Source organism: Variovorax boronicumulans (assembly GCF_030812215.1).
GTDB lineage: Bacteria > Pseudomonadota > Gammaproteobacteria > Burkholderiales > Burkholderiaceae_C > Variovorax > Variovorax boronicumulans_C.
In genome coordinates this window covers 473,253-494,939 of sequence record NZ_JAUSSG010000004.1, presented here as the reverse complement: position 1 = coordinate 494,939, position 21,687 = coordinate 473,253, and the positions used below count along the sequence as shown (strand labels likewise).

Below are 21,687 nucleotides of genomic sequence, written 5' to 3'. Positions count from 1 at the left end.
ACGAAGGAACCCCAGCCCATGACCTCCGAATACAAGACAGAACAACCCGACCGTGCCGAGATCGACGCACGTTCGGGTCCCGCCGTGGTCGAGTTCGGCACCAACTGGTGCGGCATCTGCAAGGCCGCGCAACCGAACATCGCCGAGGCCTTCGCGCAATACCCCGACATCCCGCGCATCAAGGTCGAGGACGGCAGTGGCCGACCGCTCGGCCGCTCGTTCAACGTGCGGCTCTGGCCCACGCTGGTGTTCATGCGCGATGGCAAGGAAGTCGCAAAGCTGGTGCGTCCGGAAGACAGCCAGTCGATTGCGGACGCGCTTGCGAAGATCGCCGTGGCCCCCGCCGCCTGACGAAAGAAGGGAATGAACGCCGAACTCCGGCGTCTTGCCAAGGCTGCCGATCTCGAGGCCGAAGCCCATTCGCTGCTGCGGCTGCGCTTTGGCTTCGCATGCGTGCAGCGCGTGCGGCACCTGCTCGAATCTCCGGAGGCCATCGATTGCCTGGACACCCTCGGCGCCTTCCTCGAAGGCCGGTGCGATGCCGAGGCATTGGCGTCGGCGCGGCAACGCGCGGCAGCAACGGCCGGCAGCCATCCGGGGTCGGCCTCCATCGACGGGGCGGCGCATGCAGCGGTGTCTGCCACCTACGCGGTGGCCAGGGCATTGGCCGGACAGGCGCTCGAAGCCGCCGACTACGCCGCGTATGCCACGGTCTATGCCTATGGCGCTTATGCGCTCAAGGACCCCGACGCCTTCGCGGAGGAGTACGCATGGCAGGCCGCGCAGTTCCAGTCAATGGTCGCAGCATCCGCCTGACGGCTCGCCGCGAGCACGGACCTCGGCCGTTCACGAAGAAGGCCCCTGCTGACGGAAATCCCTCGGTGCGTACCCCGTCCACTGCAGGAACGCGCGCGAAAAACTCTTCTCGTTGCGAAAGCCCACCGCCAGCGCCACCTGCTTGATCGGGCGGTTGGTGCGGCGCAACTGCTCCACCGCCAGTTCGTGGCGCACCTCGTTTTTCAGTGTCTGCAGCGAGGTGCCTTCCTCGTGCAGTTGTCGGTGCAGCGTGCGGCTCGACACGTTCAGCAGACCGGCCAGCGCGTCCGCGGTGGTGGCTTCGGCGGCGCGCGAGCGCAATAACTCGCGCACGCGCTGACCCAGCAGCCGATCGCGGCGGTATTGCAGGATGGTGAGCGGCAGCGCGCGCTTGAGCATGGTGCGCAGCGCCCGCTCGTCGCGCTGCAGCGGCAGGGCGAGGTAGCGCTCGTCGAAGCTAATGGTGGCCTGCGGCGCGTCGAAGCGCACCTCGGGCGTGAACATCGGCGCATAGGCGTCGCGGTGCGGTGGCGCCGCGAACGGAAAGGTGGCGCTGCGCAGCGAGATGCGCGAGTCGATGGCCCAGCACATGTAGCCGTGCATGAAGCGCAGGCTGGTCACCAGGCAGAACTCGCGGAAGGCCTCGTCCAGCGGGCGGTTCTCGGTGATGCGCAGCGTGGCCACGCCACCCGCTACTTCGAGCGCGAGACCGATGTCTTCGGTCAGCAGGCGGTGATGGCGGCACCAGCGCTTGATGGCCACGCCCAGGTCGGGCGAGGTCAGCGAGGCGCGGCACAGCATGCCGTAGCTGCCCCAGGGCAGGCGCCGCGAGAACCAGCCGAGGGCTTCGTCATCCAGTTCCTGCATGGCATGTTCCGAGAGCGCCTCGAACTGCGCCGCCGTGACCCGTGCGCCGGGTCGGGCCAATTCGCGCGGCGTGATCTGTGCCGACTTCAGGGCCTCGGCGGGGTCCATGCCGTAGCGCTCGTAGCCCTTCACGATGGCTCTCACGAAGGCCATGGGGGTGACGGCGCGGGCGGGCTTCAGGAAGGCGGGCGAGGTCATGGTCGTCGGGGAAAGGCGTGGCGCAATTTGCAACCATTGTGGCGCCAATTGCGGCGCGGCGAGGCGTAAGCTGCGATTCTTCCAAGCGCCAATCCGCGTGGGCAGCCCTGCGCGCCGACCCCTCAGAGGAGACAAGACACATGCACGATCCCGGCCTGAACTTCGACCTGGGCGACACCATCGACTCGCTGCGCAGCGCGATCCAGGACTTCGCCGCGAATGAAATCGCCCCGCGCGCCGCCGACATCGACCGCGACAACCTGTTCCCGCACGATCTCTGGCAGAAGCTGGGCGAGCTCGGCCTGCACGGCATGACGGTGAAGGAAGAGTTCGGCGGCACCGAGCTGGGCTACCTGGCGCACATCGTGGCCATGGAAGAAGTCTCGCGCGCCTCGGCCTCGGTGGGGCTGTCGTACGGCGCGCACTCCAACCTGTGCGTGAACCAGATCCATCGCAACGGCAGCGACGCACAGAAGAAGAAATACCTGCCCAAGCTGGTGAGCGGCGAGCATGTCGGCGCGCTGGCCATGAGCGAGCCCAACGCCGGCTCCGATGTGGTGAGCATGAAGCTCAAGGCCGAGAAGAAGAACGGCTACTACGTGCTCAACGGCGGCAAGATGTGGATCACCAACGGCGGCGACGCCGACACGCTGGTCATCTACGCCAAGACCGAGCCCGAGATGGGCGCGCGCGGCATGACGGCCTTCATCGTGGAAAAGAATTTCAAAGGTTTTTCGGCTGGCACCAAGCTCGACAAGCTCGGCATGCGCGGCTCCAACACCTTCCCGCTGTTCTTCGACAACTGCGAAGTGCCCGAAGAAAACGTGCTCGGCGGCGAAGGCCAGGGCGCCAAGGTGCTGATGAGCGGCCTCGACTACGAACGCGCAGTGCTCTCGGGCGGCCCGCTGGGCATCATGGCCGCGTGCATGGACGCGGTGCTGCCTTTCATTCACGAGCGCAAGCAGTTCGGCCAGAGCATCGGCGAGTTCCAGCTCATGCAGGGCAAGCTCGCGGACATGTACTCGACATGGCAGGCCACGCGCGCCTACGTGTACGCCGTGGGCAAGGCCTGCGACCGCAACGACCATGCGCGCACCTTCCGCAAGGACGCGGCCGGCGCGATTCTCTATTCGGCCGAGAAGGCGACGTGGATGGCCGGCGAGGCGATCCAGGCGCTGGGCGGCGTGGGCTACACCAAGGACTTTCCGGTCGAGCGGCTGTGGCGCGATGCCAAGCTGTACGAGATCGGCGCCGGCACGAGCGAAATCCGCCGCATGCTGATCGGCCGGGAACTCTTCTCCGAAACCGCCTGAGAGGACGCATCGCCATGGCGCTCTTGACCCAAAGCGTGGCGCAAGGCGCCACCGATGTCCCGCTGATCGAGCAGACGATCGGCGACTTCTTCGACGAGATGGTCGCGAGGCAACCCGACCGCGAAGCACTCGTCAGCCGCCACGAAGGCCAGCGCTTCACCTACCGCGAGCTGCAGGCCGAATCCAACCGCCTCGCGAGCGCGCTGCTGAACCTGGGCCTCGTGGCCGGCGACCGCGTCGGTATCTGGTCGCACAACAACGCACCCTGGGTGCTGATGCAGATCGCCACCGCCAAGGTGGGCCTGATCCTCGTCAACATCAACCCGGCCTACCGCACCTCGGAGCTCGAATACGCGCTCAACAAGGTCGGCTGCAAGGTGCTGGTGACGATGGCGCAGTTCAAGACCAGCGACTACCTCGGCATGCTGCGCGAGCTGGGCCCCAAGCGCCTGCCGCAGCTGCAGCACACCTTCTGGATCGACGGCAAGACCGCAGCCGATGTGGAAGAGCCCGGCATGCGGCGCTTCAGCCAGCTGCTCGCGAGCGGCGACGCCGCCGACCCGCGCGTGGCACGGGTCCAGAAGACGCTGAAGGCCTCCGACCCGATCAACATCCAGTTCACCAGCGGCACCACGGGCTTCCCCAAGGGCGCGACGCTCACGCATCGCAACATCCTGAACAACGGCTTCTTCATCGGCGAGTGCATGAAGCTCTCGCCGGTCGACAAGCTCTGCATTCCGGTGCCGCTGTACCACTGCTTCGGCATGGTGCTGGGCAACCTCGCGTGCCTCACGCACGGCTCGGCCATCGTGTACCCGAACGACGGCTTCGATCCGCTCACTGTGCTGGAGACGGTGCAGGCCGAAAAATGCACCGGCCTGCATGGCGTGCCCACGATGTTCATCGCCGAGCTCGACCATCCGCGCTTCAAGGAGTTCGACCTTTCGACGCTGCGCACCGGCATCATGGCCGGCTCGCCATGCCCTATCGAGGTGATGAAGCGCGTGGTGAGCGAGATGCACCTGGGCGAGATCACCATCGCCTACGGCATGACCGAGACCAGCCCGGTGAGCTGCCAGAGCAGCACCGACACGCCGCTGGACAAGCGCGTGTCCACCGTCGGCACGGTGCAGCCGCACCTGGAGGTGAAGATCGTCGATCCCGAGACCGGCGCGATCGTGCCGACGGGCAAGTCGGGCGAGCTTTGCACGCGCGGCTATTCGGTGATGCACGGCTACTGGGAAGACGAGCCGAAGACCCGCGAAGCCATCGACGTCGAGCACTGGATGCACACCGGCGATCTCGCCACCATGGACGCCGAGGGCTACGTCAACATCGTCGGCCGTATCAAGGACCTGGTGATTCGCGGCGGCGAGAACATCTACCCGCGCGAGATCGAGGAGTTCCTGTACCGCCATCCGAAGGTGCAGGACGTGCAGGTGGTGGGCCTGCCCGACAGGAAGTACGGCGAGGAGCTGTGCGCCTGGATCATCGTCAAGCCGGGCCAGACCGCGACCGACACCGAGATCCGCGACTTCTGCAAGGGCCAGATCGCGCACTACAAGGTGCCCAAGTACATCCAGTTCGTTACCGAGTTCCCGATGACGGTGACCGGGAAGATCCAGAAATTCAAGATTCGCGATGCCATGACCGAGCAGCTCGGCCTCACGCAAGAAAAGACAGCATGAGCAAACTCGAAACCAAACTGAATGCGCGCTCGGCCGATTTTCAGGCCAACGCCGCTGCGATGCGTGCATTGGTCGACGACCTGCACGCGCAGTTCGCGAAAGTGGAGCAGGGCGGCGGCGAGGCCGCGCGTGCCAAGCACACCGCGCGCGGCAAGCTGTTGCCGCGCGACCGCGTGGCCGAGCTGCTCGACCCGGGCACGCCGTTCCTCGAGATTGCGCCGCTGGCCGCGCATGCGATGTACCTCGATGCCAAGGGTGCCGAGTCGGCGCCCGGCGCCGGCATCATCGCGGGCATTGGCCGCGTGAACGGCGTGGACTGCATGATCGTCTGCAACGACGCGACGGTGAAGGGCGGCACCTACTACCCGATGACGGTGAAGAAGCACCTGCGCGCGCAGGAGATCGCCGAGCAGAACCGCCTGCCCTGCATCTACCTCGTCGATTCGGGCGGCGCCAACCTGCCGAACCAGGACGAGGTGTTCCCCGACCGCGACCACTTCGGCCGCATCTTCTACAACCAGGCCAACATGAGCGCCCAGGGCATTCCGCAGATCGCGGTGGTCATGGGCTCGTGCACGGCGGGCGGCGCGTATGTGCCGGCGATGAGCGACGAATCGATCATCGTGAAGAACCAGGGCACGATTTTCCTGGGCGGCCCGCCGCTCGTGAAGGCGGCCACCGGCGAAGTCGTCACCGCCGAAGACCTCGGCGGCGGCGACGTGCACACGCGGCTGTCTGGCGTGGTCGATCACCTCGCGCAGAACGACCTGCATGCGCTGGCGCTTGCGCGTTCGGCGGTGGCGAACCTCAATGCGAAGACCGCGGCGCAGCCAGCGACAGAAACAAGCGCGGCACGCCCGCCTGAGTTCCCGCGCGAAGAGCTCTACGGCGTGATCCCCACCGACACCCGCAAGCCTTTCGACGTGCGCGAGATCATCGCGCGCATCGTCGACGGCAGCGAGTTCCACGAGTTCAAGGCGCGCTTCGGCGCCACGCTGGTGTGCGGCTTCGCCGAGATCGAGGGCATGCCCGTGGGCATCATTGCCAACAACGGCATCCTGTTCAGCGAGTCGGCCCAGAAGGGCGCGCACTTCATCGAGCTGTGCTGCCACCGCAAGATCCCGCTGGTGTTCCTGCAGAACATCACCGGCTTCATGGTGGGCCGCAAGTACGAGAACGAAGGCATCGCGCGCCACGGCGCCAAGATGGTGACGGCCGTGGCCACCGCCAACGTGCCCAAGTTCACCATCATCATCGGCGGCAGCTTCGGCGCCGGCAACTACGGCATGTGCGGCCGCGCATACAGCCCGCGCTTCCTCTGGATGTGGCCCAACGCGCGCATCAGCGTGATGGGCGGCGAGCAGGCCGCGAGTGTGCTGGCCACGGTGAAGCGCGACGGTATCGAACTCAAGGGCGGCAGCTGGAGCAAGGACGAGGAAGAAGCCTTCAAGGCCCCGATCCGCCAGCAGTACGAAGACCAGGGCCACCCCTACTACGCGACCGCGCGCCTGTGGGACGACGGCATCATCGACCCGGCCGATACACGCCGCGTGCTCGCGCTGGGCCTTGCGGCCTCGCGCAATGCGCCGATTCCCGAGCCGAAGTTCGGCATCTTCCGCATGTAAGAAGGAGCACCGCATGAGCCGCACCTTCACCAAGCTGAACCTCGCCATCGACGGCGCCGTCGCCCGCATCTGGCTCGACCAGCCCGATGCGCGCAACGCCTTCGACGACATCGTCATCGCCGAGCTGACGCAGGCCTTCACCGAGGCCGGTGCCGCGCCGCAGGTGAAAGCCATCGTGCTCGGCGCGAGGGGCCCGGCCTTCTGCGCGGGCGCGAACCTCAACTGGATGCGCCGCATGGCCGACTACACGCGGGGCGAGAACATCGCCGACGCGGGCAAGCTCGCAGAAATGCTGCGCACCATCGCCGAGTGCCCCAAGCCCACCATCGCGCGCGTGCAGGGCGATGTGTATGCGGGCGGCATGGGGCTGGTCGCGGCCTGCGACATGGCCGTGAGCGTGGACACGGCCTGGTATTGCCTCAGCGAAGTCAAGATCGGCCTCGTGCCCGCGACCATCAGCCCCTACGTGCTGCGCGCGATGGGCACGCGCGCCTCGCAGCGCTACTTCCTCACGGCTGAGCGCTTCACCGCCGCCGAGGCGCACCGCATCGGCTTCGTGCATGAAGTGGTGGCCGCCGATGCGCTCGATGCCAAAGTCGATGAACTCTTGAAGGCGCTGACCGGCGCGAGCCCGGCCGCCGTGCGCGCCTGCAAGCAACTGATCGCCGACGTGGACGGCCGCGAGGTTGACGACGCGCTCATCGCCAGGACCGTCGAAGGCATCGCGGACATCCGCGCGAGCGACGAAGGCCGCGAGGGCGTGCAGGCATTCCTGCAGAAGCGCAAGCCGTCGTGGCTCGAAGTCAAGGCCGACAAAAAAGCCTGATGCACATGCCGCACCGCGCCCTCATCGAACGCATGGCCGCCTGGCTGGCCGCGAACCGCGCGGACTACCACGCGGTGCTCCAGCCCGGCGTGAGCGATGCAGCGCTCGATGCGTTCGAGGCAAGGTTCTCACTGAAGCTGCCCGAGGCCTTTCGCGCGCTCTACCGCTGGCGCAACGGCCAGCCGAACAGCAGCTTCGACAGCCTGCAGGACAACCGCATGTTCAGCGCGCTCGAGGACATCGCCGATACGAAGGAGATGCTGGACGACATGATCGGCACCGACTTCGAAGACCCCACCACCTGGCGGCGCGGCTGGGTGCCGTTCCTGTCGAACGGCGGCGGGAGCTACCTGTGCGTGGACATCGACGCGGAAGGCGGCGGACAGCCCGGGCAGCTCATCGCCTTCTGGAAGGCGGACGAAGACCGTCCGGTCGAACACGCCAGCGTCGAAGCATGGCTCGGCGACCTCGTGGCTTCCATGGAAGCCGGCACGATCGAATTCGACTGAAGAGGGCCGCACCATGAACACCAGCCTCGACATGCCCCAGCTGCTCGCACTGGCCGCCGCCATCGGCTGGGCCAGCGGCGTGCGCCTGTACCTCGTCGTGCTGTTGACCGGCGTGGTCGGCTACTTCGGCTGGGTGCCGCTGCCGGGCGGGCTGCAACTGCTGGCGCACCCGGTGGTCATCGCGGCCAGCGGCTTCATGGTGTTCATCGAGTTCTTCGCCGACAAGATTCCGGGGCTCGATTCGCTCTGGGACGTGGTGCACACCGCCATTCGCATTCCCGCCGGTGCGGCGCTCGCGGCCAGCGTCTTCGGTGCGGACCACGGCGTGATGGCCATCGCTGCCGCGCTGGTCGGCGGCGGCTTCGCGGCCACGGCGCATGCGGCCAAGGCCACGACGCGCGCGGCCATCAACACCTCGCCCGAGCCGTTCTCCAACGTGGGCGCCTCGCTGGTCGAAGACACGATGGTGCCGGCCGGACTGTGGCTCGCCGTCGCACATCCCTTCGTCTTTCTTGCGCTGTTCGTCGTCGTGCTGGTGCTCAGCGTGTGGCTCATCCGCAAGAGCTGGCGCTTCCTGCGCGCGCTGTTCAGCCGCGTGGCCCGCATCTTCAGCGGCCGATCCGATCCGGGCGTCGTGCCTGCGTTTCAACTGAAAAAGAATCCTCCGGGAGACACTCCGAATGTTTAAGAAGATCCTGATCGCCAATCGCGGTGAAATCGCCTGCCGTGTGGCGGCAACTGCACGCCGCATGGCCATCCGCACGGTCGCCGTGTATTCCGATGCCGACGCGCATGCCAACCACGTGCGCGCCTGCGACGAGTCGGTGCACATCGGCGGCAGCGCACCCAAGGAAAGCTACCTGCGTTGGGAGCGGATCCTCGAAGCCGCCAAGGCCACGGGCGCCGAAGCGGTGCACCCTGGCTACGGCTTCCTGAGCGAGAACGAGGAGTTCGCGCAGGCCTGCGCCGACGCAGGGCTGGTCTTCATCGGCCCGCCGCCCTCGGCGATCAAGGCGATGGGCCTGAAGGCCGAGTCGAAGCAGCTGATGGAAAAGGCCGGCGTACCGCTGGTGCCCGGCTACCACGGCCACGACCAGGACCCGGCGCTGCTGCAGCGCGAAGCCGACCGCATCGGTTACCCGGTGCTCATCAAGGCGAGCGCGGGCGGCGGCGGCAAGGGCATGCGCGCGGTCGACAAGGCCGCGGACTTCGAGGCGGCGTTGGCTTCGTGCAAGCGCGAGGCCATCAACAGCTTCGGCGACGACGCAGTGCTGATCGAGAAGTACGTGCAGCGCCCGCGCCACATCGAGATCCAGGTGTTCGGCGACACGCACGGCAACTATGTCTACCTGTTCGAGCGTGACTGCTCGGTGCAGCGCCGCCACCAGAAGGTGCTGGAAGAAGCGCCCGCGCCCGGCATGACCGAGGCGATGCGAAAGCAGATGGGCGATGCCGCAGTGGCTGCCGCGCGTGCAGTGAACTACGTGGGTGCGGGCACGGTCGAGTTCATCGTCGAGCAGCGCGAAGGCGGTGAGATGAACTTCTTCTTCATGGAGATGAACACCCGCCTGCAGGTGGAGCACCCGGTGACCGAAGCCATCACCGGCCTCGACCTGGTGGAGTGGCAACTGCGCGTGGCCTCGGGCGAGACGCTGCCGGCGAAGCAGGCGGACCTGCAGATCCACGGCCACGCGATCGAGGCGCGCATCTGCGCCGAGAACCCCGACAACAACTTCCTCCCCGCCACCGGCACGCTGCGCTTGTACCGCAAGCCCCAGGCGACTGCGTTTCAGCGCAGCCGCGTGCGCATCGACGACGGTGTGCGCGAGGGCGGCGAGATCTCGCCGTTCTACGACTCGATGATCGCTAAGCTGATCGTGCACGGCAGCACGCGCGCCGAGGCGCTGGCCCGGCTCGACGCGGCGCTCGCGCAGGTGCAGATCGTGGGCGTGGCGACGAACGTGCAGTTCCTGCGCGGCATTTTGGCGACCGACTCGTTCTCGAAGGCCAACCTGGACACCGCGCTGATCGAGCGCGAGCGCGCGGTGCTGTTCGACCGCGAGGCGCTGGGCCTTCCGCTGGCCGCCGCAGCCGCGATCACGCGCACGTTGATCACCGAGTGGCCCGCGAAGATGCCCGATCCCTTTGCCCGCCGTGACGGCTGGCGCGCATTGGGCGAATACCGCCGCCACTTCGACTTCGAGTTCCGCGGTGCGGAGCAGACCGCCGTGCTGACCTACAAGCGCGACGGCGGCCTCTGGCTCGAAGCCGGCGGCACGGCCGGGCCGCTGGTCATCGGCCAGTTCCCGACGGGCGAGTTCGAGGTCGAGTTCGGCGGATCGCGCCAGACGCTCGATGTGCACCTGGACGGCGCCACGGCGCACGTGTTCGCCTCCAAGGGCGCCACGAAGATCACCGCCATCGACCGCCTGGCCCACGCGGGCGACACGCAGTCCGAAGGCGGCCGGCTCACCGCGCCGATGCCCGGGAAGGTCGTGTCCTTTGCGGTCAAGGCCGGCGACAAGGTCAGCCGCGGCCAACCGCTGGCGGTGATGGAGGCGATGAAAATGGAACACACCATCGCAGCGCCCGCCGATGGCACGGTCGAAGAACTGATGTTCTCGCCCGGCGAGCAGGTGGCCGAGGGCGACGAATTGTTGCGAATGGCCACGGCAACGGTTTAACCCCGTTGCGGGGTCTCGCCCGTATCAGCTGCGGTAGTCATCACTTCAAGGGATCTTTCATGACGCATCGCACGCTCTTCGTTTCGCCCCGTCTCGCCCGTCGCCGTACGGGCGTTGCCATGCTGGCCCTGGCGGCCGCGCTCGCGCTGGCCGGTTGCCAGCGCGCTGAGGTTGCTTCGCTCGACGCCGCTCCGCCACCTGCCCCCATGTCGGCGCCTTCGGGCTTTGCGGGTGGCATGGCGATGAAGAGGGAGCAGTCGCGCGCCGCGCCGCAAGTCGAACAGGCCGCCGCCGATGCGGGCCAGTCCGAGCAGTCGCCGCTGCAGCGTTATCTCGCGGTACGGCAAGACCTGAACGTCGAGGTACCGCCCGAGCAGCTCGCCGATGCCTGGGGCAAGGTGCGCGACCTCTGCGGCACGCTGCAGTGCGAGCTGTTGTCGTCCTCGCTGCTGCGCGAGACACCGCAGCAACCCGGCAACGCGATGCTCGAGATGCGCGTGGTGCCGGCCGATGTCGACAAGCTGCTCAGCGGCCTCGCGGGCGTGGCCAAGGTGGTGTCGCAAAACACCACGAGCGAAGACAAGACCGCCGAGGTGATCGACGTCGAGGCGCGCATCAAGAACCGCGTCGAGTTCCGCGACAGCCTGCGGCTGATGCTGCGCGACACGGTCACCAAGCGCACCATGGCCGACCTGCTGGCCATTCAGCGCACGCTGTCGGACACGCAGGCCGAACTCGACGCCATCGCCACCCAGCGCAAGGTGCTGGAGCAGCAGACGAGCAAGCAGCACATCCAGATCCAGTTCACGCCGACGCGCACGCTGTCGCAGGGCGGCCAGAGCTACAACCCGATGATGCGTGCGCTGCGCGAAGCCGGTTCGGTGCTGGCGGAGAGCGTGGGCGTGCTCATCACTTTCGTGGCGGCGGTGTTGCCGTGGCTGTTGCTGGTGGGCTTGCCGCTGGGGTGGCTGGTGCGGGTGCTGTGGCGCCGTCGGCGCGGGGCCAGGACGGCGTGAAGCGTGGGCGTGAAGAGAGCGGGGCGGGCGTTCAGCCCACCACCACCTCGCTGAACTGCATCACGGGCGCGATGTCGGTGTAGTTCTTCACGTCGTCCCTGACCTCCTTCGCATGCGGGCCGAAAGCCTTCTGGAAGGATTCGAGCGACTCGGCGAAGACGTGGCACATGGCGACGTAGACGGGCGGCGAATCGGGGGCGCCGCCGCCCAGGCCCTTGTCGATGGTGTACGAGATGCAGGCATCGCCCATGCGCGCCTTCAGCAGCGGCATGTGCTTCTCGCGGTAGTAGGTGTGGTCGAAGCGGGCGTCGGGCGCATAGGGGTACATCACGCTGAACTTGATCATGGGGGTCTCCGGATGGATTGAGGTGCGAGTGGGATCGAGCATAGCCATCCGTGCGCGCCCCGTCAGCGGCCTCTAGGGTCCGTTAACGCTATTTCCGGCGTCGCGAAGGTATGCCAAGGCGGGCCAATCAAGGCGCGCGACGCCGCGTGTGCATGCGCACACGCAAGGAGCGCAACGCCGAGTGGCCCGCCTTGGCATACCTTCCCGAAGGGTTGGCAGTCCAAGGGGCCGTCTGCGGCGTTGCCCGCGCTTGCAAGGCCAATGCCTTGCTGCGCTTGGGCGCCTTGCAGCCAGCCCCTTGGACTGCCAACGCGACGCCGGAAATAGCGCTAACAGACCCTAAGATTCGTCCCCATGCGAATCACCGTCTACCTCACCGACAACCGCCCAGACCCCTGGATCGAAGGCCTGCAGGCCGAACTCCCCGATGCCGTCATCGAAGCCTGGAAGCCCGGCGCGCCGCAGGCCGACCATGCCGTGGTGTGGGCGCCGCCGCAGGAATTCATCGACCAGCAGCCGCAACTGCGCGGCATCTTCAACATCGGCGCGGGCGTCGACGCCCTGCTCAAGCTCAAGGTGCCCGCGCACACGCGCATCGTGCGGCTCGACGACGCGGGCATGTCGGTGCAGATGGCCGAATACGTGTGCCACACGCTCATCCGCCATTTCCGCGAATTCGACATCTACGAAGCGGATGCGCGCGAAGGCAAGTGGAGCTACCGCAAGCCGAAGCTCAGGCGCGATTTTCCGGTCGGGATCATGGGGCTCGGCGTGCTGGGCGAACGCGTGGCCAAGGCCGTCGCGCAGTTCGAGTTCCCGGTGCTGGGCTGGAGCCGCTCGCCCAAGGCCATCGACGGCGTGCAGGTGTTCAGCGGCGAGGCGCAGTTCGACGAGTTCCTTTCGTCCACGCGCGTGCTGGTCAACCTCTTGCCGCTGACCGAAGCCACGCGCGGCATCCTGAACCGCAAGACGCTGGGCAAGCTGAAGCCCGAGGGCTATCTCATCAGCATCGCGCGCGGCGGGCATCTGGTCGAAGACGACCTGATCCCGATGCTGGATGCCGGTGAACTCGCGGGCGCGACGCTCGATGTGTTCCAGGTCGAGCCGCTGCCGGCCGACCACGCGTTCTGGCGCCACCCGAAGATCACCGTGACGCCGCACGGCTCGGCGCGCACGCTGCGCGAGGAATCCATTACCCAGATCGCCGCGAAGATCCGCGCGATGGAAGAGGGGCTGCCGATCAACGGCATCGTCGATCCCGTCCGCGGCTACTGACCGATGCACACGCACGATCTCGCTGAAAGGAGGCGATCAAAGGGGAAACCCTGACACGTTTGTTTTTCACATACGCGAAAATTTATTCATGGTTGTGAAAACAGCGTTTCGCGTGATCGAGATCGTCGAGCTCTTCGCCCGGGAGAAGCAGCCGCTGGCGCTGTCCGAGATGGCGCGCCTCCTCGACATGCCGGTGTCCAGCTGCCTTGGGCTCATCCGCACGCTCGAAGAGCAGGGCTACATGTACGAGACCGGCCGTCGCCAGGGCTACTACCCGACGGGCCGGCTGCTCGCGATGGCGCAGGTCATCGCCGCGCACGATCCGGTGCTCGACCGGGTGAAGGCCACGCTCGAGGAACTGCGCGACGCCGCCCGCGAGACCGTGGTGTTCGGCAAGTTCCGCGATGCGGGGCACGTCGTCTACCTCGACGTGCTGAGCGCGCCGCAGCGCATCCGCTACACGGCCGAGTCGGGCGAAACGCGCCCGGCGTATGCCAATTCGCTGGGCCGCGCGCTGCTCTCCACGCTCGCGCCCGAGGCGCGCCGCAAGCTCCTGGACAGCACCGCGCTCCTGCCGCTCACCGACGCCACCCTCACCACCGCCGACGCCATCGAAGCCGAGCTCCAGCGCTCCGCCGCGCGCGGCTGGTACGGCAACCTCGGTGAAAGCATTCCCGACCTGATCGGCCTGGCCTGGCCGCTGCGCATCGGCGGCGAGGCCTACGCGATCTCGGTGGCCGGCCCGCGCTACCGCGTGGAGCCGCGCATCGAGGACATCGCCGCGATGCTGCGTTCGGCCTGCCTCGCGATCGAACCCAAGACAGAAAACCCCCGATGACCACGACCAACGCCCCTCGCTACTTCATCCGCGAAGCCGACATCGCCGGCTACCACCCTGCCAACCACACCGGCACGCTGAACAAGCGGCTGATCGGCCCCGAGACTGTGGGCGCGAAGCAGCTCGAGGTGCTGGTGGGTCACATCCAGAAGGGCAAGGGGGCGCTCCCGCATGCGCATCCGGGCATCGAGCAGGTCTGCTACATGCTCGAGGGCCGCGCGGTCGCCGAGGTGGGCGGCCAGCGGCAGGAGCTGCACCCCGGCGACAGCTGCTTTTTTCCGGCCGACGCGATGCACACCTTCACGGTGGTGAGCGACGAGCCGGTGCGCGTGCTGGTGATCTACAGCCCGCCGTACGAGGAACTGCCGGAGCGCGTGATCCGGCCCTGAACGACAACCACCCGGAGACAAAAACCATGCAGACGAAGAACGCGACAGAAACAGTCGCGGTGGAAAGCCGCCGCCGTTTCATTTCCATCGGCGCCGCGGCGGGCCTCGCGGGCGCCGCGCCCTGGGCCTTCGCGCAGGACGGCGGCTACCCGAAGCAGCCGATCCGCCTGGTCGTGCCTTTCGCGGCCGGCAGCGGCACCGACGCGGTGGCGCGCATCACCGGGCAGATGCTGGGCGAGGCGCTGAAGGGCTCGGTCATCGTCGACAACAAGGCGGGCGCCAACGGCGTGATCGGCGCGGAGGCGGTGGCCAAGGCGGCGCCCGACGGCTACACGCTCTTCATGACCACCAACACCACGCACTCGGCCAACCCGAGCTTGATGAAGCACCTGCCCTACGACCCGGTGAAGGACTTCGCGCCGGTGAGCCGCATGGGCAATCTGCCGTTCATGCTGGTGGTCAACAACGACCTGCCGGTGAAGACCGTGGCCGAACTGCTGGCCTGGGGCCGCGCCAACCCCGGCAAGCTGACCTATGCGAGCGGCAACAGCACCGGCATCGTGAGCGGCGCCACGCTCTCGCGCATGAGCGGCGTGCCGATGCTGCACGTGCCCTACAAGAGCACGCCGCCTGCCATTGCCGACCTGATCGGCGGGCAGGTGTCGATGATGGTGGTCGACCTCGCCGCGGGGCTCGCTACGGTGAAAGCCGGCAAGATGCGCGCGATCGCGGTCACCACGCAGGAGCGTACCAAGCTCTTTCCCGAACTGCCGCCGCTGGCCGACACGCCCGAGCTCAAGGGCTTCGACATCACGTCATGGAACGGCGTGTTCGCGCCCGCCGGCACGCCGCGCGACATCGTGCTGAAGCTCAACAAGGCGCTGTCGGACATGGCGAACGGCGCGGTGTTCCGCGAGCGGGTGAGCAAGCTGGGCTTCGATGCCTTCGGCAGCACGCCGGAAGAGCTGGGTGCGTTCACCGTGTCCGAACTTGCGAAGTGGAAGAAGCTGATCCAGGCCGCGGGCATTCAACCCGAATGAGTTCGCACGACACCTCCGCCGCCGGCCCGCTGCAGGGCATCCGCATCCTCGACCTCACGGCCGTGGTGATGGGGCCCTATGCCACGCAGACGCTCGGCGACCTCGGTGCCGACGTCATCAAGGTCGAGCCGCCTTCGGGCGACAACCTGCGCGCGGTCGGGCCGATGCGCCACGCGGGCATGGGCGCGATGGCGATGCACCTGAACCGCAACAAGCGCTCGATCGTGCTCGACCTGAAGCAACCCGAGGGCCGCGAAGCGTGCCTCCGGCTCGCGGCGGGTTGCGATGCGCTCATCTACAACACGCGGCCGCAGGCGATGGCGCGGCTCGGGCTCGGCTACGAAGCCGTGGCGGCGGTCAACCCGAAGATCGTCTACCTCGGCGCGTTCGGCTACGGCGAAGAAGGCCCGTACGCCGGCAAGCCCGCGTACGACGACCTGATCCAGGGCGCGGCCGGCGTCGCCTCGCTCTTCGCGCAGCAGAGCGGCGATGCGCCGCGCTACGCGCCCGTCACGCTCGCCGATCGCGCCGTGGGGCTGCAGGCCGCGATCGCGCTGCTCGCCGCGGTGCTGAGCGCACAGCGCACCGGCAAGGGCCAGGCGGTGGAAGTGCCGATGTTCGAGGCGCTCTCGCAGTTCGTGATGGGCGACCACCTCGGCGGCCACAGCTTCGAGCCGCCGCTCGGCCCCACCGGCTACGCGCGCCTGCTCGCGCCGCACCGCAAGCCCTACGCCACGGCGGACGGCCACCTCAGCGTGCTCATCTACAACGACAAGCACTGGCAGGCCTTCTTCGAGGTGATCGGCCGGCCCGAACTGCGTACCTCGCCGATGTTCGGCACGCACACGGCGCGCGCCGCGAACATCGGTGCGGTCTACGCGTTCGTTGCCGAGGTGATGGCCACGCGCCGCAGCGACGAATGGATGGCGGTGCTGGAGGCGGCCGACATCCCGGTCGCGCGCCTGCACACAACCGACAGCCTGCTCGACGACCCGCACCTGCGTGCGGTCGATTTCTTCCCCGAGTTCGATCACCCGAGCGAAGGCCGCATGCGCACGCTCGCGCCGGTCGGGCGCTACAGCGCCACGCCCGCATCGATCCGCCGGCCCGCACCGCGCATCGGTGAGCAGAGCGTGGAGCTGCTGCGCGAAGCGGGCTATGCGGACGAAGACATCGACCGCATGCTCGCGCGCGGCGTCACGCTGCAGCCGGAAATCACGAAAGACAACAGCGAATGAATTTCTCCCTGAACGAAGACCAGCGCTCGCTGGTCGCGGCCATCGAGCGCCTCTGCGAAGACTTCCCCATCGACTACTGGCGCGACCACGACGAACGCGCCGCGTTCCCGCACCAGTTCCACCGCGCCGTGGCTGAAAGCGGCTGGCTCGGCATCGCGATGCCCGAGGCGCAGGGCGGTGCGGGGCTGGGCATCACCGAGGCGGCGCTGATGATGCGCGCCATCAGCGCATCGGGCGCGGGCATGTCGGGTGCATCGTCTGTGCACATGAACATCTTCGGGCTCAATCCTGTGGTGGTGTTCGGCAGCGAGGCGCAGCGCCAGCGTTTTTTGCCGCCGCTGATCGCGGGCACCGAGAAGGCCTGCTTCGCCGTGACCGAACCCGACGCGGGGCTCGACACCACCAGCCTCAAGACGCAGGCGGTTCGCCAGCCGAATGGCAGCTACCTGCTGCACGGCCGCAAGATCTGGATATCGACCGCGCAGGTGGCCGACCGCATGCTGATCCTCACGCGCACCACGCCCATCGACCAGGTGAAGAAGCCCACGCAGGGCCTCACGCTGTTCTACACGGCGCTGGACCGCAGCAAGGTCGAGGTGCGCGAGATCCACAAGCTCGGGCGCGCGGCGGTCGACTCGAACATGCTCTTCATTGACGGCCTCGAAGTGCCCGAGGAAGACCGCATCGGCGAGGAAGGGCGCGGGTTCGAATACATCCTGCACGGCCTCAATCCCGAGCGCATATTGATCGCGGCCGAAGCCATCGGCATCGGCCGCGCCGCGCTGCGCATCGCCTCGCAGTACGCGCAGGAGCGCGTGGTGTTCGGCCGGCCCATCGGCCAGAACCAGGGCGTGGCGCATCCGCTCGCGCGCGCCTGGGCCAACCTGGAGGCGGCCGATCTCATGATGCTCAAGGCCGCGACGCTGTACGACGCGAACGAGCCTTGCGGTATCGAGGCCAACGCCGCCAAGTACCTCGCGGCCGAAGCGGCGCACGACGCCTGCCAGAACGCGATCCTCACGCTTGGCGGCATGGGCTATGCAAAGGAATACCACGTCGAGCGGCTGCTGCGTGAGAGCTACATTCCGCGTATTGCACCGGTGAGCCCGCAGATGATCCTGAACTTCATCGCCGAGAAGGCGCTCGGGTTGCCCAAGTCGTACTGACCACCGCGAAACCATCTAGCGCATCGCTTCAATCCACCCGGATGTTCTTCGCCTTCACGATGCGGCTGTAGATCTCCGCATCGCGCCGCAACGCCGCGGCCATCTCGGCCTGCGTGAGTCCCAGCGGCTCGCTGTTCAGGTCGCGGATGCGCTTGGCGAGCTCCGGGTCCTTGCTGGCCTCGATCATCACGGCGTTGAAGCGCTGCTGTATCGCGACCGGCGTGGCGGCCGGCGCCCAGAGGCCATGCCACGAAGTCATCACGAGGCCGGGCACCACTTCGGAGAGCGTGGGCACGTCGGGCATCGCAGGGTGGCGGCTCGGGCCCGAATAGGCGAGCGCCTGCACGCGGCCGCTGCTGATCAACTGGTAGCCCGTGGCGATCGGCTCCATCACCGTGTCGACCTGTCCGCCCACCACGTCGGCCACGGGGCTCGCGCGGTAGGGCACGTGCAGCATGTCGGTGCCGGTCTCGTCCTTGAACCATTCCACGATCAGGTGCGAGGGGCTGCCGGCGCCGTAGGAAGCATGCGAGATCGTGCCCGGCTTCGCCTTCGCGGCGGCCACCAGTTCCTTGACCGACTTCGCCGGGAATTTCGGGCTCGCGATCAGCACCAGCCCCTGCCGCATCGTGGTGGCGACCGGCACCAGGTCCTTCTGCGGATCGAAGGGCAGCTTGGCGTAGATGTAGGGATTGATCGTGAACGCCGTCGACAGGTTGTAGAGGTAGGTGTAGCCGTCGGGCGGCGCCTTCGCCACCGCATCGGAGGCCAGGTTGCCGGCGGTGCCGGGCTTGTTGTCGATCACCACCGGCACGCCGAGCTGGCGCGCCATGTACTCGCCGTACAGCCGCGCGAAGATGTCCGGCGGCGTGCCGGGCGCGAAGCCCACCACGATGCGGATCGGCTTGCTGGGCCAGGCCGCGCCCTGCGCGAAGGCGAAGCTGCTCGCAAGGCCGAGGAACAGGCCGAGGAAGGTGCCGGCCAGCCATTTGAATGTCGAACGCATGAATGTCTCCTGTCGCGGGTCGTGCCCGCTCCTGTTTGCTTGAATCGGCTCTGCGGCCTTGCTCTTCTTCTCCGCCCTGCTGGTCTGTCGAGGGCCTGGACTCCTTTGCGCTTGCGGGCTCGCGCCGTGCGTGCCCGTCAGTCGATCTGCGCGCCCGAGCGCCGCACGGCCTCGCCCCACTTGGCGATCTCCGTGCGTGCGAAGGCGTCGAGTTGGTCGGTGTTCATCTCGGCGTGCTCGATGCCCTGCTGCGCGAGCTTCTCGCGCACCTCGGGCTGGGCCAGCACCTGGCGCGTGGCCTCGCGCAGACGGTCGCGCTGCGCGGCGGGCATGCTGCTCGGCGCATACAACATGAACCACGCGACGAGGTCGAAGTCCTTCACGCCTTGCTCCATCAGCGTGGGCACATCGGGCGCAGCGGCGCTGCGCTTCGCGCCCGACGCGCCGAGCGCGCGCAGCTTGCCCGCGCGCACCTGCGGCAGCACCGCGGCCGGGTGATAGAACATGAACTGCACGTTGCCGGCCATGAGTTCGGTCATGGCCTGCGCGCCGTCGCGGTAGGGCACGTGCATGAAGCTTTTCGCCAGGCGCACGTTGAGCAGCTCGCCCGCGAGGTGGCCCGAGGTGCCGTTGCCGGCCGAAGCGAAGTTCACGTTGCCGGTTGCCGCGCCCAGGTCGGCCACGCGCTTCCACGGCGAGCTGGCGGGCACCACCAGCAGCGTGGGCGTGGCGCCCACGAAGCCCAGCGGCACGAAGTCGCGCAGCGGCTGGTAGGACAGGCGCTTGTAGAGCGACGGGTTGATCGCATGCGTGCCGACGGTGCCCATCAAGAGCGTCTGGCCATCGTTGGCGCGTGCGACCTGCTCGCTGCCGATCGAGCCGCCCGCGCCGGGTTTGTTCTCCACGATCGCGGCCACGCCGAGCTGGCGGCCCAGCGCATCGGCCAGGATGCGGCCGACGATGTCGGTGGAGGTGCCGGCGCCGAAGGGCACCACGATCTTCAGCGGACGCGGCGAACCTTGCGCCAGCGCGGCGCTCGCGGCCAGCAGCGTGCTGGCGAGCAGCAGGCGGCGCTTCATGCCGCGCTCCCGAAGCCCGCGGGCACCTGGCCGTCGTACTGCAGTTCGCGCGTGGCCTGGTAGGAGAGGGCGAAGCCGCTCGGCGTCTCGGCCTCCTCGGCCAGGTGCGCGATCAGCCCGGCGGTGCGCGCAAGGATCGGCACGCCGCGCAGCGATGCCACCGGAAAGCCCACGCCCAGCAGCACGGCCGGGATGGCGGCCGAGACGTTCATGCGCAGCTCGCGGCCGACGATGTCCGGGATCACGCGTTCCAGCGCCTGCGCGATGCGCACGTAGCGCAGGTCGGCGCCGGCTTCGGCGGCCACTTCGATGAGGCGGTCCACGCGCGGGTCGTTGGCCTTGTGCAGCGGATGGCCGTAGCCGGGGATGGCCTGGCGGCTTTCTTTCAACGAGCGGATCGTGGCGGCGGCCACCTCGTCGAGCGCTGCCCCTGCATCCACGCGCGCCGCCACGTCGGCGAAGAGGCGCCCTGCGGTTTCCGACGCGCCGAGGATCACCGAGCCGCAGCCCAGGATGCCCGCGGCGACAGCGCCCTGCAACGCGTCGGGCGCGGCGGCGAAGGTCATGCGGCTGGCCTGCACGCTGGGCACGAGGCCGTGCTCGGCGATGGCCACCAGCGTGGCGTTGAGCACCGTGCTGCAGGCCGCGTCGGGCTGCTTGCCGGTGAGCAGCAGGAAGAAGTAGTCCGCGAAGGAGAGCTTGCCGATGAGGTCGCGGCACAGGTCCTGGCCGCGAACGACGATGGTGTGTTCGTCCGACGTGCAGATGGCGGTGCGCGGGACAGTGGATTTGCCGATTTTCATGAGGGCGTACGAAGTGGATCGGGGTGGATTTCGGCTCAAGCGGCCTCGGGTTGGAGATGGAAGTCGTAGTGCGCGGACCAGTACGGCCGCTCGACCGCGCGGCCGTCGGGCGCCTTGCCGGGCGGGTGCGATTCGAAGTCGACGACGAGGCTGGGCCGCACGCCGAACACCGCATCCGAATCGATGTAGGGGCTGCCCGCCACGAAGAGATGCGTGGTCACCGGCACGTGCCCCTCGGCCGCCACCTTCATGTGGATGTGGCCGGGCCGGTTGGGATGGCGGCCCATGCCCGCGAGCATGCGGCCCACCGGGCCATCGACCGGCACCGGGTAGTACGAGGGCTTGATCGACCAGAACCAGTAGCGGCCCTCGGCGTCGGTGCGGATGCGCGCACGCGCCGCCATGCCCGCGCCTTCGACCTGCATGTCGTACACGCCCTCGCCGTCGCCCGACCAGATGTCGAGCAGTGCATTCGCGAGCGGCTGGCCGCGGGTGTCGGTGACGCGGCCGCTGTAGAACGCGGGCTCGCCGCGCACGCCGGGCGCGATGTCGGCGCCCAGCGGCAGGTCGGGCGCGCCGTCCCAGTAGTAGGGGCCCTGCACCGTCGCCTCGGTGGTTTCCGTCGCGTGCAGCGTCTTGCCGGCCTGGCCTGCGCGCGCGGCCGCTCGCAACTGGTCGAGCATCACCACCATCATCGAGGCGCCGAGCGTGTCCGACAGCAGGATGAACTCCTGGCGCTTGTCGTCGCACGCCTGGCCCACGGCGGTGAGGAACTCGATGCCGGCCATCCATTCGCCGGGCTGCAGGTCGACCTCGCGGATGAAGGCGTGCAGGTGCGTGATGAGCGAGCGCATCACCTGCGCGAAGCGCGGGTCGGCGGCGCCTTCCAGGCGCTGCAGCGCGGCCTGGGTGAGCTCGTCTGCGTTCGATGGGGTCATGGGCTTGTCTCCTTTTCTTGTGGCGAT

General features: G+C 67.8%; 22 protein-coding genes. 16 read left to right on the top strand and 6 right to left on the bottom strand.

Going from position 1 to position 21,687, the window contains the following annotated elements:
• Positions 1–18: 18 nt before the first annotated feature.
• Complete coding sequence (locus J2W23_RS14295; protein WP_176661594.1) at positions 19–351, top strand: thioredoxin family protein; 333 nt, start codon at positions 19–21, stop codon at positions 349–351.
• 12 nt (positions 352–363) lie between these two features.
• Positions 364–816: a hypothetical protein gene (locus J2W23_RS14290; RefSeq protein WP_307649195.1), complete on the top strand. Its 453-nt coding sequence runs from the start codon at positions 364–366 to the stop codon at positions 814–816.
• Positions 817–846: 30 nt separating this feature from the next.
• Here J2W23_RS14290 and J2W23_RS14285 read toward each other — a convergent pair whose 3' ends face one another.
• The gene (locus J2W23_RS14285) at positions 847–1,881 is read right to left on the bottom strand and encodes an AraC family transcriptional regulator (RefSeq protein ID WP_176661596.1); all 1,035 of its coding nucleotides are present in this window, start codon (positions 1,879–1,881) and stop codon (positions 847–849) included.
• Positions 1,882–2,021: 140 nt separating this feature from the next.
• Between J2W23_RS14285 and J2W23_RS14280 the strand changes: the two genes are divergently transcribed.
• From J2W23_RS14280 to J2W23_RS14245, 8 genes are read left to right on the top strand one after another with little or no spacing between them, the layout of a single operon-like run.
• Positions 2,022–3,194: an isovaleryl-CoA dehydrogenase gene (locus J2W23_RS14280; RefSeq protein ID WP_176661597.1), complete on the top strand. Its 1,173-nt coding sequence runs from the start codon at positions 2,022–2,024 to the stop codon at positions 3,192–3,194.
• 14 nt (positions 3,195–3,208) lie between these two features.
• Positions 3,209–4,882, top strand: coding sequence for an AMP-binding protein (locus J2W23_RS14275; protein ID WP_176661598.1), 1,674 nt, complete (start codon positions 3,209–3,211; stop codon positions 4,880–4,882).
• Positions 4,879–6,507 carry a carboxyl transferase domain-containing protein gene (locus tag J2W23_RS14270; RefSeq protein ID WP_307649194.1) on the top strand — a complete coding sequence of 543 codons (1,629 nt, stop codon included), beginning with the start codon at positions 4,879–4,881 and terminating at the stop codon, positions 6,505–6,507. The genes J2W23_RS14275 and J2W23_RS14270 overlap by 4 nt, the downstream gene beginning before the upstream one ends.
• Before the next feature lie 13 nt (positions 6,508–6,520).
• The gene (locus tag J2W23_RS14265; protein ID WP_307649193.1) at positions 6,521–7,333 is read left to right on the top strand and encodes an enoyl-CoA hydratase/isomerase family protein; all 813 of its coding nucleotides are present in this window, start codon (positions 6,521–6,523) and stop codon (positions 7,331–7,333) included.
• Positions 7,333–7,842 carry an SMI1/KNR4 family protein gene (locus tag J2W23_RS14260; RefSeq protein ID WP_307649192.1) on the top strand — a complete coding sequence of 170 codons (510 nt, stop codon included), beginning with the start codon at positions 7,333–7,335 and terminating at the stop codon, positions 7,840–7,842. The genes J2W23_RS14265 and J2W23_RS14260 overlap by 1 nt, the downstream gene beginning before the upstream one ends.
• A 13-nt stretch (positions 7,843–7,855) precedes the next feature.
• Entirely contained in the window at positions 7,856–8,530 is a 675-nt protein-coding gene (locus tag J2W23_RS14255) for a DUF4126 domain-containing protein (RefSeq protein ID WP_307649191.1), read from the top strand.
• Positions 8,523–10,526 (top strand): acetyl-CoA carboxylase biotin carboxylase subunit, encoded by a 2,004-nt coding sequence (locus tag J2W23_RS14250; protein ID WP_307649190.1) that lies wholly within the window; start codon positions 8,523–8,525, stop codon positions 10,524–10,526. Before J2W23_RS14255 ends, J2W23_RS14250 begins: the two co-directional genes overlap by 8 nt.
• Positions 10,527–10,585: 59 nt before the next feature.
• Entirely contained in the window at positions 10,586–11,542 is a 957-nt protein-coding gene (locus J2W23_RS14245) for a DUF4349 domain-containing protein (protein WP_307649189.1), read from the top strand.
• Positions 11,543–11,573: 31 nt separating this feature from the next.
• Here J2W23_RS14245 and J2W23_RS14240 read toward each other — a convergent pair whose 3' ends face one another.
• Positions 11,574–11,888 carry an EthD family reductase gene (locus tag J2W23_RS14240; RefSeq protein ID WP_176661604.1) on the bottom strand — a complete coding sequence of 105 codons (315 nt, stop codon included), beginning with the start codon at positions 11,886–11,888 and terminating at the stop codon, positions 11,574–11,576.
• Between the two features lie 354 nt (positions 11,889–12,242).
• Here J2W23_RS14240 and J2W23_RS14235 point away from each other — a divergent pair, with 354 nt between their 5' ends.
• The 6 genes from J2W23_RS14235 to J2W23_RS14210 all read left to right on the top strand — a co-directional run bounded on the left by J2W23_RS14235 (position 12,243) and on the right by J2W23_RS14210 (position 17,834).
• Positions 12,243–13,163: a 2-hydroxyacid dehydrogenase gene (locus J2W23_RS14235; protein ID WP_307649188.1), complete on the top strand. Its 921-nt coding sequence runs from the start codon at positions 12,243–12,245 to the stop codon at positions 13,161–13,163.
• A gap of 88 nt (positions 13,164–13,251) precedes the next feature.
• Positions 13,252–14,001, top strand: coding sequence for an IclR family transcriptional regulator (locus J2W23_RS14230; protein WP_176661606.1), 750 nt, complete (start codon positions 13,252–13,254; stop codon positions 13,999–14,001).
• Positions 13,998–14,390, top strand: coding sequence for a cupin domain-containing protein (locus J2W23_RS14225; protein WP_307649187.1), 393 nt, complete (start codon positions 13,998–14,000; stop codon positions 14,388–14,390). The genes J2W23_RS14230 and J2W23_RS14225 overlap by 4 nt, the downstream gene beginning before the upstream one ends.
• A gap of 26 nt (positions 14,391–14,416) precedes the next feature.
• A complete protein-coding gene (locus J2W23_RS14220) occupies positions 14,417–15,430 on the top strand; it encodes a Bug family tripartite tricarboxylate transporter substrate binding protein (protein WP_176661608.1) in 1,014 nt (337 codons plus the stop codon).
• Positions 15,427–16,668 (top strand): CaiB/BaiF CoA transferase family protein, encoded by a 1,242-nt coding sequence (locus J2W23_RS14215; RefSeq protein WP_307649186.1) that lies wholly within the window; start codon positions 15,427–15,429, stop codon positions 16,666–16,668. Before J2W23_RS14220 ends, J2W23_RS14215 begins: the two co-directional genes overlap by 4 nt.
• Positions 16,665–17,834, top strand: coding sequence for an acyl-CoA dehydrogenase family protein (locus tag J2W23_RS14210; protein ID WP_307649185.1), 1,170 nt, complete (start codon positions 16,665–16,667; stop codon positions 17,832–17,834). The genes J2W23_RS14215 and J2W23_RS14210 overlap by 4 nt, the downstream gene beginning before the upstream one ends.
• A 28-nt stretch (positions 17,835–17,862) precedes the next feature.
• Here J2W23_RS14210 and J2W23_RS14205 read toward each other — a convergent pair whose 3' ends face one another.
• The 4 genes from J2W23_RS14205 to J2W23_RS14190 form a co-directional block, all read right to left on the bottom strand.
• On the bottom strand, positions 17,863–18,840 hold the full coding sequence (locus tag J2W23_RS14205; RefSeq protein ID WP_307649184.1) for a Bug family tripartite tricarboxylate transporter substrate binding protein: 978 nt from the start codon (positions 18,838–18,840) through the stop codon (positions 17,863–17,865).
• Positions 18,841–18,977: 137 nt separating this feature from the next.
• Positions 18,978–19,919 carry a Bug family tripartite tricarboxylate transporter substrate binding protein gene (locus J2W23_RS14200; protein WP_307649183.1) on the bottom strand — a complete coding sequence of 314 codons (942 nt, stop codon included), beginning with the start codon at positions 19,917–19,919 and terminating at the stop codon, positions 18,978–18,980.
• On the bottom strand, positions 19,916–20,722 hold the full coding sequence (locus J2W23_RS14195; RefSeq protein WP_176661613.1) for a citryl-CoA lyase: 807 nt from the start codon (positions 20,720–20,722) through the stop codon (positions 19,916–19,918). The genes J2W23_RS14200 and J2W23_RS14195 overlap by 4 nt, the downstream gene beginning before the upstream one ends.
• Positions 20,723–20,757: 35 nt before the next feature.
• Positions 20,758–21,660, bottom strand: a complete 903-nt coding sequence (locus J2W23_RS14190; RefSeq protein WP_176661614.1) for a dioxygenase family protein — start codon at positions 21,658–21,660, stop codon at positions 20,758–20,760.
• Positions 21,661–21,687 lie beyond the last annotated feature (27 nt).